Here is a 15503-nt window from a genome sequence, read left to right on the forward strand (position 1 = left end):
TGACCTGCGGTAATGCCCTCCGCAAAGCCTCGGAACCTCCCCCTCCATGGCCAGGAATGGCAGGATCCGGACGCAGCAGCGCACCCATCCGGTCAGCTTCCATCCGAGTTCCATCCGAGCCGGACGACGGTAGCTCCACCGTCCGGCACCGGTCCCCACGAGGGGAGGGACCGGTGCCGGACGACGTGGTGATCCTCCCCGGTGGCGTGCGCCCCCCAACCCCGCGGCCGCCGCTCTCCCGCCCTGGATAACTGACGACCCGTCAGCTATGGTCGGCCTGCCGTACCGCTTCCGGAGCGAAGTACAGGGGTGAGCGCAGTGGAGTCACGTCCCGAGAGCCCACAGCCGCAGGGCGCTCCGCGCTGGGTGGCGATGTTCCACCGGCCGACCGAGGGCTCCTGGCGGACGGCGGCGGAGTCGCCCCATCGCCAGCCGGTGCTGTACGCGCTCGGGGAGATGACCCAGACCCTGCGGGCGCGCGGCGACGAGGTGACCGCCGCCCTGTGGGGGCCGAAGGACGGTGGATGGCACCTCTTCGACGCCCCCCTCAAGCAGGCGGCCGCACCCCGGTCCGCCCCCGAGGCCACACCCAGCGAATCGAACAAACTGGCGGAGCGGATGACCGGCCGCCGCCATCAGGTCCTCATGGCCGGCCTGAACCAGGCGGGCCTCCACGACCTCTCCCCCGAGGACGACACGACCGTCCAGGCCCTGGTCGAACGGCTCGACGAGGCCGCCGTACGCCGGGTCGCCCAGTGGCTGGCGGCGGCCGGCGGCGCACGTTAGGGCCGGGCCGGTTCAGCCGGAGGTGCGCTGGGCAGTCAACTCCTCGCGGCAGGGCTTCCGCTGCCGCGAGGAGGGGGATGAAGAGGCATGAAGGTCTCCGTAGACCGCGAGCTCTGCTACGGCTCCGCCGAGTGCGTCCACCGGGCCCCGGCGGTCTTCGAGTTCGTCGACGGATTCGGCGTCGTCCGCCCGGGCCGCGAGGAGACGGGCGACGACCCGGAGATCCTGGAAGCGGCGGAGAAGTGCCCGAGCCAGGCGATCCGCATCACCGCGTCGCCGGACGCCCGTGGCGAGGGATGATGCCGGCGCCGAGTCTGCTGGCGGTCTTCGCCCACCCCGACGACGAGTCCCTGTCGGCGGGCGGCGTCCTCGCCCGGCACGCGTCCGCGGGCGCGCGCACCGCGGTCGTCACGGCGACCTGGGCCGAGGACACCCCGCGCGCCGCGGAACTGGCCGAAGCCCTCCGCGTCCTCGGCGCCGGCGAGCCGCGGATGCTCGGCTACGCCGACTCCCGCGTCCCCGGCTCGGCCCCGGGCAGACCACGCCTGTGCGACGCCCCGCTGGACCAGGCGGTGGGGGAACTGGTCGCCCACCTGCGGGCCTTCCGCCCGGACATCGTGGTCACCCATGACGCGTACGGCGGCCTGACCGGCCACGAGGACCATGTGCACACCCACCGGGTGGCCCTGCTCGCGGTCCACGCCGCCGGACTCGAACGCCTCTACCCGGACGTCGGCGAGCCCTGGCGGCCGAGCGCCCTGTACCTGGCCACGCACCCCCACTCGGCCGTCCGGGCATGGGGCGGGCACCTGGCGCCCACGGGCAAGGCGATGCGCACGGTCCCGGACGAGCTGGTCACCGCGGCCGTCGACGTCACCCCCTGGCTGGAACGCAAGGTCGCCGCCGTCCTGGCCCATCGCACGGAGGTGGAGCGGGGAGCGGTCCCGGGCCTGATCGCGGCGCTCCCGCCGCCCGAGCGGGAGCGGCTGCTCGGCACCGAGTACTACATCCGCCACGACCCCGTCGCCCAGGTGCCGCCCCAGACAGAACTCCGGTCATAGAGCCGCCGGGAAACCCCACGGCAGCCGCGCCAAGGCCCTGGCCCTGGCCTCCACGACCGCCATCCGAGCAGCACGCTCGGCGCGGTCCGCATGGGCCGCCTGCCCGGTCATCTGCCCGCCCCACTTCCGGTACAGCAGCCCCACCTCCCCCGAGAACCAGCCCCGGCTCACGGCGTTCAGCGCGAGCAACAGTCCCGTGTCCTCGGAGGCGGGAAGGGCCATCCACCCGCCGAGGGCGAGCAGCAGCTCCCGCCGCACGAACAGCGAGGCCGGATGCACCTGGGCAAGGAAGCCGTTGGCCTTCCAGTGCTCCAGCACGGCCCCCCGCTCGATGACCCCCTCGTCGGGATCGCCCGGAAACCCGACGGTCGACCCGTCGGGCATCAGATCCAGCACCCGCGACGTCACCCAGCCGAGACCGCGGTCCCCTTCCAGCACCGCCAGATTCCGCCCGAGCACCCCCGCCGCCAGCTGGTCGTCGGCGTCCAGCACGGTCACGTACTCACCCTCGGCATGGGCCAGCGCGACGGTCCGCGCCACACCGGGCCCACCGGCCCGCCCCTGCCGGAAGGTCACCCGCGGGTCGTCGGGCACATACGGCCGTACGTCCTCCCCCTCCCCGTCCTCCTGAACCACCCAGTGCCACTCCCACCCCTCCGGCAGCCCCTGCTCGCACAGCGACGCGTAGGCCTCCGGCAGGAACCGGGCATGAGGTCCGTGCACAGCGGTGACGACGACGATGCGCCGGCTCACGACGCGCACTCACCACCTTTCAGAGCACGTGCCTCGAAAACACGAGAGGGACTGCCGGCACCCGGCAGCCCCTCTCGTCTGTCCATCAGCTGTCCATCAGCGCGGAGGCGGTGGGATTTGAACCCACGGTGACATCGCTGCCACGACGGTTTTCAAGACCGTTCCCTTAGGCCGCTCGGGCACACCTCCCCGCGCCTGCCGTGATCGGCGGCGCGGGGACAAGGGTAACGGGTCGGTGCCCGCCGGTGGACGTCAGTTGTCGCCGACGCGGGAGCCCAGGGTGACGTCGACCGTGTGCTGCTTGCCGCCGCGCTCGTAGGTGATCGTGACCTTGTCGCCGGGCTTGTGCGTCCAGATCTCGCCGATCAGGGTGGGGCCGGAGTCGATCACCCGGTCGTCGAGCTTGGTGATGACGTCGCCGGGCTTGAGGCCCGCCTTGGCGGCCGGGCCGCCGGGCTCCACCGGGGGCGCGCCGCCCGCGCCCTGGTCGGTGATCTTCGCGCCGTCGGAGCTGTCGTCCAGGGAGACGGACGCGCCGATCTTCGCGTACACCGGCTTGCCGGTCTTGATCAGCTCCTGGGCGACGTACTCGGCCTGGTTGATCGGGATGGCGAAGCCCAGGCCGATGGAGCCGGACTGGCCGGTGCCGAAGCCGCCGTTGCCGGTGGACTGGATCGCGGAGTTGATGCCGATGACGTTGCCCTGCGCGTCCAGCAGCGGACCGCCGGAGTTGCCCGGGTTGATCGAGGCGTCGGTCTGCAGGGCGCTCATGTACGACGCCTGGCTGCCGCTGCCGTCGCTGGAGGCCACGGGGCGGTTCTTGGCGCTGATGATGCCCGTCGTCACCGTGTCGGACAGGCCGAAGGGGGCGCCGATCGCGATGGTGGCGTCGCCGACGGCCACCTTGTCCGAGTCGCCGAGGGTGAGCGGCTTCAGGTCGGAGGGGGCGTTCTTGAGCTTGATGACCGCCACGTCGTAGCCCTGGGCGTTGCCGATCACCTCGGCGTCGTACTTCTTGCCGTCCGGGAACGTCGCCGTCAGCTTGCCGCCGTCCACCGCGTCGGCCACCACGTGGTTGTTGGTGACGATGTGGCCCTGCTTGTCGAAGACGAAGCCCGTGCCCGTGCCGCCCTCGCCGCTGGTGCTCTCGGCCTCGATCGTGACCGTGCTCGGCAGCGCCTTGGCGGCCACGCCCGCGACCGTGCCCGGGTCGCGCTTGACGTCGCCGCCGCTGGTGGAGGCGGAGACCGTCGTCGAGCCGGTGCTGTCGTCGTTGTTCTTCGCCAGCGTGTAGCCGAGGCCGCCGCCCGCGCCGCCCGCGACCAGCGCGGCCACCAGGATCCCGGCGACCAGACCACCGCGCCCGCGGCCGGACTTCGGCGCCGGCTGCTGGTACGACGAACCCCAGCCGCCCGCGCCGTAACCGGAACCGCCGTCGCCGTGCGCATGGGCGGTCGGCGGCGGGGGCGGGGGCCACGACGGGTCGGGGGCGGAGGAGGAGACGCCGGGGTGGCCGGCGTCACCAGGAGCGCCCTGGCCCTGAGCGGGCTGCCCCTGGGGGTCCTGCCCGTACGGCCCCTGAGGGGCCTGTCCCTGGGGTGCCGGAGCAGCGGGAGCGTCCACCGGCACGGGGGGTGCGGACGGGGCGGGGGGTACCGCGGTGCCCTCGTTCTCGGTGCTCACAGCTTCTCTCCTCGATCCACGGCTGTTCCTGGGTCGCACTCGGTCACGCTCTTCACGCTGGTCGACGGGTCCGGCGCGATACAGCTGTGCTCATCCCTTTGTATGCCGTCAGCTTTTCCCACGGGCCGTCAGAGCACCATAAGCGGTTGCTGTGGGTCCGGGGTCATTCTTTATATAGGTCATTACTGGCGAAAAGGATGCAATCCCAATGCCTCCGTCCGGACCTGCCCAGCCGTCGGGTCCGTCCGACCGGACGCGTACCCGCACACGGTGGCACCATGACGCGGTGACCCACGCTCGGCAGCATGTGACTCAAGTCGTCGCCCACCGCGGGGCCTCCGAGGACGCCCCGGAACACACCCTGGCCGCGTACACCAAGGCGATCGAGGACGGCGCGGACGCCCTCGAATGCGATGTGCGCCTCACCGCCGACGGCCACCTGGTGTGCGTGCACGACCGCCGGATCAACCGTACGTCCAACGGCCGCGGCGCGGTCTCCGCCCTGGAGCTCGCCGACCTCGCCGCCCTGGACTTCGGCTCCTGGAAGACGGGCGAGGCCTACAAGGGGCGTGACGAGGACCCCGACTGGGAGCACCGCCCGGAGGACCGCGAGGCGACCTCCGTCCTCACCCTGGAGCGGCTGCTGGAACTCGTCGCCGACGCCGGGCGCCGGGTGGAGCTGGCCATCGAGACCAAGCACCCCACCCGCTGGGCCGGACAGGTCGAGGACCGGCTGCTGGTCCTGCTGAAGCGGTTCGGACTCGACGCCCCGGCTGCCGCCGAGGAGTCGCCGGTGCGGGTCATGAGCTTCTCGGCCCGGTCGCTGCACCGCGTGCGGGCCGCCTCGCCCACGCTGCCGACCGTCTATCTGACGCAGTTCGTCACACCCCGGCTGCGGGACGGGCGGCTGCCCGTGGGCGTGCGGATCGCGGGCCCCTCCCTCCGGATCGTGCGCAACCATCCGGGCTGCGTCACGCGCCTGAAGCGGGCCGGCCACCAGGTGCACGTGTGGACGGTGAACGAGCCCGAGGACGTCGACCTCTGCGTCGGCCTGGGCGTCGACGCCATCATCACCAACCGCCCGCGCGCGGTGCTCGACCAGCTCGGCCGCTGACCCTCCGTGCCCGGTATCGGCACCACACAAGTCACACCAGTCCCATGCACACCCCTTGACCCGCTCCGCGTCAGACGGGATCCTCGCGTCTCGGCCACACCGATGAAATCCAGCCACACGATCACAGGGAGTGCTCCGGCGCGTTCGGTCCGTATTCGGTCGTGGTGAATGCGTCACCGGAGATGGGTTGGCCGGTTTCCGGTACAGGCCAATGGGGCATCCACACCGTGGCGTGGGGCGAAGGAGGTCTCGGGGGTGGCGTTGGTGGTGGCACAGGAGGTGCCCACGTCGTCGAGCATGGCCGTTCCCCATGGCCCTGCGGGCGTGGGGGAAGCGAGACACTGTATGCGCGCGCAGTTGCGCAGAGGTGGCGTAGCGGAATCGGTCATCGACGACGCCGTGCTGATCCTTTCCGAACTCTTGAGCAACGCGTGCAAACACGGCAGACCGCTGGGCGACGCCCTCTCCGGTGACGGCGACGTCCGTGCCGCGTGGCGCGTGGACCCGTCCGGCCGACTCATCGTCGAGGTCACGGACGGCGGCGGCCCGACCCGCCCCGCCCCCGCGACCCCGTCGGTCACGGCGCACGGCGGCCGCGGGCTGAACATCATCACCGCGCTCGCCGACGACTGGGGCGTCCGGGACGACAGCAGTGGCGAGGTCACGGTCTGGGTCGTCGTCCACGACGACGTGTACGACCCGGACGCCGGCCACCGCCGCGACGACTTCGCGACGCGCGTCACCGCCCCGGCGGTCTCCCAGATACCCGGACTGGACTTCGCAGACGCCTTCGACGACATGGACTGAGCGCGGTACGCCGCGACGCGCCTGGGGTTGTCCACAGGACCCCGTCGCCCGGGGCATCAGCGGCTAGGCTCGCGACCGTACGAGACCAGCCGTAACCGGGAGACCCATCGATGGCCAAGAAGCGACCCCAGACGAAGGCCAAGCGCCCGCAGACCACGGGCGGGGCCCGCGCCGCAGGCACTGATGGAGAAGTTCCGGTCGTCGGTGCCCGCGAGCCCTGCCCCTGCGGCAGCGGCCGCCGCTACAAGGCCTGTCACGGCCGGGCCGCCGCCCACGCCGCGACCGAGCTGGTGCACCGCCCCTTCGAGGGCCTGCCCGGCGAGTGCGACTGGGTGGCCCTGCGCGAGCTGGTGCCCGCGGCCACGGTCGAGCTGACGCTCAGGGGCGGCCTGCCCGAAGGCGTCCCCGCGGTCACGCTGGCCACGGTCCTGCCGATGGCCTGGCCCGCCCTGCGCCGCGACGACGGCTCGGTCCTGCTCGGCCTCCAGAACGACACCGCGTCGGGCGACATCAGCCGCGACCTCGCCGACACCCTCCAGCGCGCCCTGGAAGCGCAGCCCGGCACGCCCGTGCAGGGCCGCCGCGCCCCGGCCGACAGCCCGCGGCTCCAGGACCTGCTCGACCCGGAGGGCGCCTTCGAGCCAGAAGTGCACAGCGGCTTCGAGTTCTGGGTCCCGGACCCGGAGAACGCCACGCCGGAGGTGACCGCCTCCCTGGAGCGGGCCAACGCCGCGGCCATCCCGACCGTCAAGCTCCAGGGCGTGGACGCCGCGTACTGGTGCGAGACGCCGGAGAAGAACCACCTGCGGTGGGTCATGCCCCACCCCGAGGAGCAGCTTCTGGACGCTCTCGCGCGGCTGCACGCCGCGGGCCGCTCCAGCCTCGGCGAGGGCACCCGCCTGGTGGGCTCCTTCCGCGCCCACGGGCTCACGGTGCCGGTGTGGGACCTGCCGAGCGGGGTCTTGGCCGAGGACGTGGAGAAGCCGGCGGCGGAGTTCGCCGAGCGCCTGGCCGCCGCCCTGGCGACGGACGCGCCGCTCACGGCGGACGAGCGCCGGGCGCGCGGCGGCCTCACCAACCGGCAGGTCACGCTGAGCTGACGGCGCGCGCCGCCGCGTCCCGTCCGGGAGGAACCAGGACTCCCTCCAGAAAGCACAACTCCCGGCAGGGACAAGCCAGTCGGTGACTGGAAAGGCGAGATCGAATTTGCGAACCGCCGATCTCTTGTTACCGTTCCTGTAGCCCGGTTGCTGGTGCATCCCCCGTCGCCAGCAACCGGGTCTTTTCGTCCGCGCTTCCCCTCACGGCACGTAGCCGCCCGTCAACTGCCTGTCCAGGCAGGGGAGTTGCTTCCCGAGCGCAGCAGCAGCGGCCCTTGCCCGCCCCGCTGGGCGAACTCCGCGACGGCCGTGTAGGCCGCCGGCTCCCCCCGCGCGGGCTCCCGGGGCGTCTCACATGTCCTCGGCTCGTCCTCCGCACCCACCGCGCACGTCATCCGCACGGTCCGGTCGTCGGGCCCCATCAGGCTCAGTACGGCGTCCAGCGCCTCGCCGGTCGCGTTGCGGTAGTAGGTCCTGGCCCAGACGGCCGTGCCCTGCCTGACCACACAGGTCTGCGCCTCGATGCCGTCGGGGGAGGAGAGTTCGGGGCCGCAGCGCACGGCGGCGGGTGCCTTGTCGTCGGCGAGTGGTTTGTCGTCGGCGGGTGCGTTGTCGTCGGACGTCTGCGCGCCGGAACCGGAGTCATGTGCGCCGGCACCGCTCACCGAGCCCGCGGACGCCACCGCCAGCGGCAGTGCGACCGCACACGCCGCAAGGACGCCCGCGAGGGCGAGCAGTCGGGTCTTACGGGGGTCCCGGCGGCGGCCCCGGGAATGACACGGCATGGCCCCGGAACTTAACGCGCCGGGGCGTGCGCGGCGCTCGGCGCGCCCGACGGTCCTAGAACTCGGGCGCGCTCACACCCGTACGAGTGAGGGCTTCGACCACGGCGTCCACCACGGCCTCGACATCGGGCACCCACGGCGAGGCGGAACCGGGCAGCGGCGCCCGCTCCCAGCGGATCTCGCCCTGGCCCGTCTCGGACGGGGGCAGGGCCAGGTAGCCGCCCTCGCCGTGGAAGCGGAGGGAGCCGGGCACGAAGTCCTTGGCGTAGAGCAGCTCGCCGAGCTGCTCCATGGAGTACGGCTTGACGAGGATCGCCCAGCGGCTGGGGGAAGCGACGACCGGGCCGAGCCGCATACCCATGCGGTCGAGCGCCCCGAGGGCGCGGGCGGCCGGCAGGGCGGGCAGCGAGACCGCGCAGGGGGCCTTGCCGCCGGTGGCCAGGACGATCGGCGCCGTCGGCCGGTTGCCCCACCACCAGCGGATCATGCGCCCGTCGGTGGTGGCCGCGAGGAGGCCGGGGTCGAAGGGGTGCGCGCCGGGCACCGTGCAGTCGGGGTCGGGGCAGCTGCACCGGGAGTGCCGCTGCGGGTCCGCCGCCACGCCCGGGAGTACGGGCCACTGCCATTCCGTCGCGTAGGTCAGGGCCGCGCCGATCAGCTCAGGCCTCCCGTCACTGCGCTGGGACAGGAGCCCGCGTCGCCTTCCGAGGATCTCGCGCATGAGCGCTCGTTCCTTTCCGTTGCACGCCGGCAACACCGTGGTCCATATCACACCATGTGTCGATCACTTCACTGTGCGTACCTGTTGGCGCATCACACCCCTGCCGGAAGCAAGGGGAACCCCTATGGGTCGAGCGTTGGCTGCCTCCGCGGCCGTCCCGCCCATACTGCGTCTATCAAAAGCACGGGCGTGGCGTAGGGGTGGCGAAGTATGGCGTTTGCCGTCGCGCGTATTTCTCTCCGCCTCCGCCACGGGAGGATGGGGCACGGTCGTCGGTGGATAGGACGCCCGGTTCCGTCACCAGGTTCCGGGTGGTTCCCAACCACCCCTGGCCTTCACCGAGTACGTACCCATCACGACCGTCGTGACGCTCCGTCGAGCAAGCCCAGTCGACCGCAATAAGCCGTCCCCTGCGGCAGTTTTAAGCCAACTTTGCATTTCGGCACGAGGAAGGAGAGTTGGCCCCTCTGACCTCACGGACACCAGGAATCCCAGCAGGACAATGCTGGACATCTCCTCACGAGTGCGTGTACATGTGGAGACACTGCTAGCGGCGCAGAATGACATGGGGGTTTGCGATGCTTTTGAGCAGTACGCGCCGGTCGGAAGGCCGGACGCCATGAACGCCCCGCACCCTCCGAAAGTGGCTGGAATCGATTCAACGGTTCCCTCGCCCGCACACACTGTCGCGCCCGTCGCGGCGGGTACCGCCGCCCCCGCAGACCCACCGGCCCCGCCCGGCGCGGTGCTCCAGGACCGTCTCGCCGGCTGGGTCTCCGACCTCACCACGCTGCACGAGCTGACCGAGCGCCTGGTGCGCACGGCCGCCCTCGACGAGGCGCTCCAGGAACTGCTGCGGGCCGGCGCCGCCCTCGTCGGCGCGCGGCGCGGCCTCGTCGTCCTCGAACCCGGGGACGGACTCGGCCCGGACACCACCATCGGCCTGGGCCTCGCCCGCGCCGACCTCGGCCATATCGAGACCGTGCCGCGCAGCGCCCTGTCCTACGGCCGGATCCTCGAAGGACTCCCGGGCGGCGAGGGCGGGATCGCCGACCCCGACCTGTTCGCCGAGAAGGGGCTCGACCCCCGCCACCGTGAGGTCGCGGCCCGCCTCGGCTACTCCGCCAGCTACGCCCTCCCCCTTTCCACCGATACCGCGGGCCGCCTCGGCGCCGCCGTCTGGCTCTACGACGAACCCGCCGAGCCAGGCGAGCGGCAGCGCCACCTCGCCGGCCTGTACGCCCGGTACGCCGCCGAGCACCTCGCCCGGCTCCTGGAACTGGAGCGCACCCGCACGTCCATGGCGGCCATGGCGGACGAGCTGCTGCCCTCCCGGCTGCCGCGGGTGGCCGGCGTCCAGCTCGCCGCCCGGCACCGCACCGGCCCGCGCGGCGGCGGCGACTGGTACGACGCGCTGCCGCTGCCCGACGCCGCCCTCGGCCTCGCCGTCGGCTCCGTCACGGGGTCGGGGCCCAGCGCGGTCGCGGCGATGGGCCGGCTGCGGGCGTCCCTGCGCGCGTACGCCGTGATGGAGGGCGAGGACCCGGTCGCGGTCCTGTCCGACCTGGAGCTGCTGCTGCGGCTGACCGAGCCGGCCCGCTCGGCCACCGCCCTGTTCGGCTACTGCGAACCGGCCGCCCGCAAGATCACGCTGGCCGGGGCCGGGCACAGCCCGCCGCTGCTGATCGGACAGCGCCGCACGGAGTTCGTGGAGACGTCGGTCTCGGCCCCGCTGGGCATGCTCGCCTGCTGGGAGGCGCCGAGCGTGGAGATCCTCGCCGAGCCCGGCGAGACGGTCCTGCTGTACACCGACGGGCTGCTGCACCGCACCGGCGAGGCCACGGACCGGGCCTTCGCCCGGCTGCACGCGGCGGCGGCCGGAGTGCCCCGGGCGCTGCGGCGCGACCCCGGCGCGCTCGCCGACCACGTCCTGCGCAGTGTGCTGCCGGACGGGCTGGACGCGGCGGACGGCGCGGAGGACGTCGTTCTGCTGGCGGCGCGGTTCGAGTAACGCTCCTCGTCATCGGCCCGGCCCCCCTTCCACGCCGCCGTACAGTGGACGGTGGTCCAGTGCCGTATCGAGGAGGATGACCGTGGCGGAGGAGCTCACACCGGAAGCTTCTGATTCTGCTGCTGACGCAGCGGGCCCGGAAGAGAGCGAAGAGCCGATCAAGCAGCGGAAGAACGGACTGTACCCCGGCGTGTCCGACGAGCTGGCCGAGAACATGAAGAGCGGCTGGGCCGACACCGAGCTGCGTGACCTCCAGCCCATCCCCCAGGCCGCCGAGACCGCCGCCCGCCGGGCCACGCTGTCCGCGCGCTTCCCGGGCGAGCGTCTGGTGATCCCCGCGGGCAACCTGAAGACCCGCTCGAACGACACCGAGTACCCCTTCCGGGCCTCCGTCGAGTACGCCTACCTCACCGGCAACCAGACCGAGGACGGCGTCCTCGTCCTGGAGCCCAGGGACGAGGGCCACGAGGCGACGATCTACCTGCTGCCCCGGTCCGACCGCGAGAACGGCGAGTTCTGGCTGGACGGCCAGGGCGAGCTGTGGGTCGGCCGCCGGCACTCCCTCACCGAGGCCGAGCAGCTCTACGGCATCCCCGCCTCCGACGTGCGGGAGCTGGCCGACGCGCTGCGCCAGGCCACCGGGCCGGTGCGGGTCGTCCGCGGCTACGACGCCGGCATCGAGGCCGCGCTCACCGACAAGGTCACCGCCGAGCGCGACGAGGAGCTGCGGGTCTTCCTCTCCGAGGCGCGGCTGGTCAAGGACGCGTTCGAGATCGGCGAGCTCCAGAAGGCGGTCGACTCGACCGTGCGCGGCTTCGAGGACGTCGTGAAGGTCCTCGACAAGGCCCAGGCCACCTCCGAGCGGTACATCGAGGGCACGTTCTTCCTCCGGGCGCGCGTGGAGGGCAACGACGTCGGCTACGGCACGATCGCCGCGGCCGGGCCGCACGCCTGCACGCTGCACTGGGTGCGCAACGACGGGCCCGTGCGGTCGGGCGATCTGCTGCTGCTCGACGCGGGTGTGGAGACGCACACGTACTACACGGCCGACGTGACGCGCACGCTGCCGGTCAACGGGCGGTTCAGCGAGATCCAGAAGAAGATCTACGACGCCGTGTACGAGGCGCAGGAGGCCGGGATCGCGGCCGTGCAGCCGGGGGCGAAGTACCGGGACTTCCATGACGCCGCACAGCGGGTCCTGGCCGAGAGGCTCGTCGAGTGGGGGCTGGTCGAGGGGCCCGTGGAGCGGGTGCTGGAGCTGGGGCTCCAGCGGCGGTGGACGCTGCACGGGACGGGTCACATGCTGGGCATGGACGTGCACGACTGCGCTGCCGCGCGGACCGAGACGTACGTGGACGGCGTGCTGGAGCCGGGCATGTGCCTGACCGTCGAGCCGGGGCTGTACTTCCAGGCCGACGATCTGACGGTGCCGGAGGAGTACCGCGGCATCGGGGTGCGGATCGAGGACGACATCCTGGTCACCGAGGACGGCAACCGGAATCTGAGTGCGGCGCTGCCCCGGCGGTCCGATGAGGTCGAGGCTTGGATGGCCTCCGTCAGGGGCTGAGCTTCGGGCGGTGAAAAACCAGCAGGTCAGCCGTAGTTGACGTGTGAGATCATGACCGACCTTGCCGGGCCGACTCGGAAAACAGGCGCGATCATCATGAAGAACGCTCAGACGGCACTGACCATGCAGGACGCCATCCTCACCCTGCAGAAGTACTGGAGCGACAACGGCTGCATGATCACGCAGCCGTTGAACACCGAGGTCGGAGCCGGTACGGCCAACCCGGCCACGGCGCTGCGGGTGCTCGGCCCCGAGCCGTGGAGCGTCGCCTACGTCGAGCCGAGCGTGCGGCCGGACGACTCGCGCTACGGCGAGAACCCCAACCGGCTCCAGACCCACACCCAGTTCCAGGTCATCCTCAAGCCCGACCCGGGCAATCCGCAGGAGCTGTACCTGGGCAGCCTCCGCGCGCTCGGCGTCGATCTGAACGCGCACGACGTGCGGTTCGTCGAGGACAACTGGGCCTCGCCCGCGCTCGGCGCCTGGGGGCTGGGCTGGGAGGTCTGGCTGGACGGCATGGAGATCACCCAGTTCACCTACTTCCAGCAGGTCGGCGGCGTCGCCCTGGACCCGGTGTCGGTGGAGATCACGTACGGCCTCGAACGCATCCTGATGAACCTTCAGGGCGTCTCGCACTTCAAGGACATCGCGTACGCGCCGGGCATCACGTACGGCGAGGTGTTCGGGCAGAACGAGTACGAGATGAGCCGCTACTACCTCGACGACGCCGACATCGACACCAACCACCGGCTGTTCGAGTCGTACGCGGGCGAGGCCCGGCGCCTGCTCGACCTGGAGCTGCCGGTCCCGGCGTACACGTACGTCCTCAAGTGCAGCCACACCTTCAACGTGCTCGACGCGCGCGGTGCGATCAGCACCACCGAGCGGGCCAAGGCGTTCTCGCTGATGCGCGGGCTGACGCACGAGTGCGCGAAGCTGTGGGAGCGGCGGAGGGCCGCGCTGGAGCATCCGCTCGGGGTCGCGGCCGCGCCGGCTCCGGCCGTACGGGCCACGCTGCCCAAGGTGCCCAGCGTCGAGACGCTGCTGTTCGAGATCGGTGTGGAGGAACTGCCGTACGCCGACGTCCCCGCCACCACCGAGGCGGTGCGCGAGTCGGTCACCGCCAAGCTGGCCGAGACCCGGCTCGGGCACGGCGCGATCACCGTGATGGCCACACCGCGCCGGATCGTGATCACGGTCGAGGGCGTGCAGCCGCGCGAGCGGGACACCATGCGGACCGTGCGCGGGCCCAAGGTCGCCGCCGCCTACAAGGACGGCGCTCCCACTCCCGCGCTGCTGGGCTTCGCCCGCAGTCAGGGCGCCGAGCCTGCGGACGTGCGGGTCGTCGAGGTCAAGGGTGTGGAGTACGTGTCGGTCACCCGGCACGAGCCGGGGCGTCCGGCCGTCGAGGTGCTCAGCGAGCTGCTGGCGGAGGTCGTGTCCGGGCTGCGGGCCGGGCGGAACATGCGGTGGAGTGACCCGGGGCTGTCGTTCTCCCGTCCCGTGCGCTGGCTGCTCGCGCTGCTGGGCCGTACTCCCCTGCCCGTGGTCGTCTCCTCCCTCGCCGCCGGTGACACCACCCGGGTGCAGCGCCAGGCCCCCTATCCGGAGGTCCGGGTCACCTCCGCCGAGGGCTACCCGCACTTCCTGCACATGCACGGCATCCTGCTCGACCGGGAGGCCCGGCGGGGCGCGGTGGTACGCGGTGCCCTGGAGGCGGCGGCCGAGGTGGGCGGGCGGATCGACGTGGCGGGCCAGGCCGGGCTGATCGACGAGATCACCGACATCCTGGAGTTCCCGTACGCCGTGCGGGGGTCGTTCGACGAGCGCTACCTCGAACTGCCCGCGAGCGTCCTGACCACCGTGATGCGCAAGCACCAGCGCTATCTGCCCGTGCTGGACGGCGAGCGCCTCATGCCGTACTTCGTCACCTTCGCCAACGCCCTGTGCGACGACGACGTGGTGCGGGCGGGCAACGAGGCGGTGCTGCGCGCCCGTTACGAGGACGCCGCGTTCTTCTGGCGGGCGGATCTGAAGGTGGCGCCGGAGGAGTTCCGGCGGCGGCTGGACAAGCTGACCTTCGAGGACCGGCTCGGCACGGTCGCCGACCGCGCCGAGCGCATCGCCGCCCTCGCCCTGAACCTCGCCGGGCGGGCCGGGCTCCCGGAGGAGACGGTGGAGGTCGTGCGCCGCGCCGGTGCGCTGGCGAAGTTCGACCTGGCCTCGCAGATGGTGATCGAGTTCTCCGGGCTGGCCGGGGTGATGGCCGAGGAGTACGCCCGCCGGGCCGGCGAGTCCGCCGACGTCGCCCGGGCCCTGGCGGAGATGGAGCTGCCGCGCTCCGCCGGCGGCGACCTGCCCGCCGGTGACGCCGGTGCCGTGCTGTCGCTCGCCGACCGGTTCGACCTGGTGACGGGCATGTTCCTGATCGGGGCCGCGCCGACCGGGAGCTCCGATCCGTACGGGGTGCGGCGGGCCGCGATCGGCCTGCTCAACGTGCTGAGGAGCGTGCCCGCCGTGGCGGGTGTCCGGGTGGGCGACGGGCTGCGCGCGGCGGCCGTACGATACGCCGCGCAGGGCGTCGAGGTGCCCAAGGAGCGGGTCGCTGAGGCCGCCGAGCTGATCACCCGGCGGTACGAGCAGCAGCTCACGGACGCCGGGCACGAGCATCGGCTGGTGCAGGCCGTCCTGGTGTGGGCCGACCGGCCCGCCCAGGGCGATCGCACGCTGGCCGCGCTGGAGCGGCACATCGGCAGCGAGGCGTTCGAGGCGCTCACCGCGGCGCTCCAGAGGGTGGTACGCATCCTGCCCGAGGACGCTGCTGCGGCCGATGCGGATCTGTCCCTGCTGACCGCGCCCGCCGAGCTGCGTCTGGCCGAGAGCGCGGACGCCGTACGCCAGGCCCTGCACGGCCGCGAGGACGACCTCGACGCGCTGGTCGAGGTCTCCGCCCCGCTGGTCGACGCGATCGGCGGCTTCTTCGACGAGGTGCTGGTGATGGACCCCGACCCGGCGGTCCGTGCGGCGCGGCTGGCGCTGCTGACGGAGGTGGCGGGGCTGGCGCGGACGACGCTGGACTGGGGTGCGCTGTAGCGCGGGCGTTCACGGGCGGTGT

13 protein-coding genes and 1 tRNA gene are annotated in these 15503 nt (G+C 72.3%); 9 read left to right on the top strand and 5 right to left on the bottom strand.

From position 1 onward, the window contains the following. The first annotated feature begins 318 nt into the window (after nt 1–318). The 3 genes from IE255_RS25870 (at nt 319) to IE255_RS25880 (ending at nt 1847) form a co-directional block, all read left to right on the top strand. A complete protein-coding gene (locus IE255_RS25870) occupies nt 319–786 on the top strand; it encodes a hypothetical protein (RefSeq protein WP_229906588.1) in 468 nt (155 codons plus the stop codon). A gap of 87 nt (nt 787–873) precedes the next feature. Beyond that, nucleotides 874–1086: a ferredoxin gene (locus tag IE255_RS25875; RefSeq protein WP_190052766.1), complete on the top strand. Its 213-nt coding sequence runs from the start codon at nt 874–876 to the stop codon at nt 1084–1086. Further along, nucleotides 1086–1847: a PIG-L deacetylase family protein gene (locus IE255_RS25880; RefSeq protein WP_190052767.1), complete on the top strand. Its 762-nt coding sequence runs from the start codon at nt 1086–1088 to the stop codon at nt 1845–1847. The genes IE255_RS25875 and IE255_RS25880 overlap by 1 nt, the downstream gene beginning before the upstream one ends. On the opposite strand, the gene IE255_RS25885 is transcribed toward IE255_RS25880, so the two are convergent. From IE255_RS25885 to IE255_RS25895, 3 genes are all read right to left on the bottom strand, one after another. Beyond that, complete coding sequence (locus IE255_RS25885) at nt 1842–2600, bottom strand: glycosyltransferase family 2 protein (protein WP_190052768.1); 759 nt, start codon at nt 2598–2600, stop codon at nt 1842–1844. The genes IE255_RS25880 and IE255_RS25885 overlap by 6 nt on opposite strands. A 102-nt stretch (nt 2601–2702) precedes the next feature. Beyond that, nucleotides 2703–2789 (bottom strand) — tRNA-Ser (locus IE255_RS25890). A gap of 63 nt (nt 2790–2852) precedes the next feature. After that, entirely contained in the window at nt 2853–4283 is a 1431-nt protein-coding gene (locus IE255_RS25895) for a S1C family serine protease (RefSeq protein ID WP_190052769.1), read from the bottom strand. 286 nt (nt 4284–4569) lie between these two features. On the opposite strand from IE255_RS25895, the gene IE255_RS25900 reads away from it, so the two are divergent. From IE255_RS25900 to IE255_RS25910, 3 genes are all read left to right on the top strand, one after another. Then, the gene (locus IE255_RS25900) at nt 4570–5397 is read left to right on the top strand and encodes a glycerophosphodiester phosphodiesterase (RefSeq protein ID WP_190052770.1); all 828 of its coding nucleotides are present in this window, start codon (nt 4570–4572) and stop codon (nt 5395–5397) included. Between the two features lie 168 nt (nt 5398–5565). After that, entirely contained in the window at nt 5566–6204 is a 639-nt protein-coding gene (locus tag IE255_RS25905; protein ID WP_190052771.1) for an ATP-binding protein, read from the top strand. Nucleotides 6205–6314: 110 nt separating this feature from the next. Next, nucleotides 6315–7304 carry a DUF5926 family protein gene (locus IE255_RS25910; RefSeq protein ID WP_190052772.1) on the top strand — a complete coding sequence of 330 codons (990 nt, stop codon included), beginning with the start codon at nt 6315–6317 and terminating at the stop codon, nt 7302–7304. A 221-nt stretch (nt 7305–7525) separates the two neighbouring features. On the opposite strand, the gene IE255_RS25915 is transcribed toward IE255_RS25910, so the two are convergent. After that, entirely contained in the window at nt 7526–8089 is a 564-nt protein-coding gene (locus IE255_RS25915) for a hypothetical protein (protein ID WP_190052773.1), read from the bottom strand. A 55-nt stretch (nt 8090–8144) separates the two neighbouring features. Further along, a complete protein-coding gene (locus tag IE255_RS25920; RefSeq protein ID WP_190052774.1) occupies nt 8145–8810 on the bottom strand; it encodes a bifunctional DNA primase/polymerase in 666 nt (221 codons plus the stop codon). Nucleotides 8811–9312: 502 nt separating this feature from the next. Between IE255_RS25920 and IE255_RS25925 the strand changes: the two genes are divergently transcribed. The 3 genes from IE255_RS25925 (at nt 9313) to IE255_RS25935 (ending at nt 15481) form a co-directional block, all read left to right on the top strand. Continuing rightward, on the top strand, nt 9313–10821 hold the full coding sequence (locus tag IE255_RS25925) for a PP2C family protein-serine/threonine phosphatase (RefSeq protein ID WP_190052775.1): 1509 nt from the start codon (nt 9313–9315) through the stop codon (nt 10819–10821). 76 nt (nt 10822–10897) lie between these two features. Continuing rightward, complete coding sequence (locus tag IE255_RS25930) at nt 10898–12388, top strand: aminopeptidase P family protein (RefSeq protein WP_190052776.1); 1491 nt, start codon at nt 10898–10900, stop codon at nt 12386–12388. Nucleotides 12389–12484: 96 nt separating this feature from the next. After that, nucleotides 12485–15481, top strand: a complete 2997-nt coding sequence (locus tag IE255_RS25935) for a glycine--tRNA ligase (protein WP_190052777.1) — start codon at nt 12485–12487, stop codon at nt 15479–15481. The last annotated feature ends 22 nt before the right edge of the window (nt 15482–15503 follow it).

This window comes from Streptomyces lomondensis (assembly GCF_014651035.1).
GTDB lineage: Bacteria > Actinomycetota > Actinomycetes > Streptomycetales > Streptomycetaceae > Streptomyces > Streptomyces lomondensis.

Excerpts from the sequence above, each read along its gene's own strand:
- IE255_RS25935 (WP_190052777.1), top strand. The coding sequence starts at position 12,485 with ATGAAGAACGCTCAGACGGCACTGACCATGCAGGACGCCATCCTCACC.
- IE255_RS25905 (WP_190052771.1), top strand. The coding sequence starts at position 5,566 with ATGCGTCACCGGAGATGGGTTGGCCGGTTTCCGGTACAGGCCAATGGG.
- IE255_RS25930 (WP_190052776.1), top strand. The coding sequence starts at position 10,898 with ATGACCGTGGCGGAGGAGCTCACACCGGAAGCTTCTGATTCTGCTGCT.
- IE255_RS25925 (WP_190052775.1), top strand. The coding sequence starts at position 9,313 with ATGCTGGACATCTCCTCACGAGTGCGTGTACATGTGGAGACACTGCTA.
- IE255_RS25920 (WP_190052774.1), bottom strand. The coding sequence starts at position 8,810 with ATGCGCGAGATCCTCGGAAGGCGACGCGGGCTCCTGTCCCAGCGCAGT.
- IE255_RS25880 (WP_190052767.1), top strand. The coding sequence starts at position 1,086 with ATGCCGGCGCCGAGTCTGCTGGCGGTCTTCGCCCACCCCGACGACGAG.
- IE255_RS25915 (WP_190052773.1), bottom strand. The coding sequence starts at position 8,089 with ATGCCGTGTCATTCCCGGGGCCGCCGCCGGGACCCCCGTAAGACCCGA.
- IE255_RS25875 (WP_190052766.1), top strand. The coding sequence starts at position 874 with ATGAAGGTCTCCGTAGACCGCGAGCTCTGCTACGGCTCCGCCGAGTGC.
- IE255_RS25910 (WP_190052772.1), top strand. The coding sequence starts at position 6,315 with ATGGCCAAGAAGCGACCCCAGACGAAGGCCAAGCGCCCGCAGACCACG.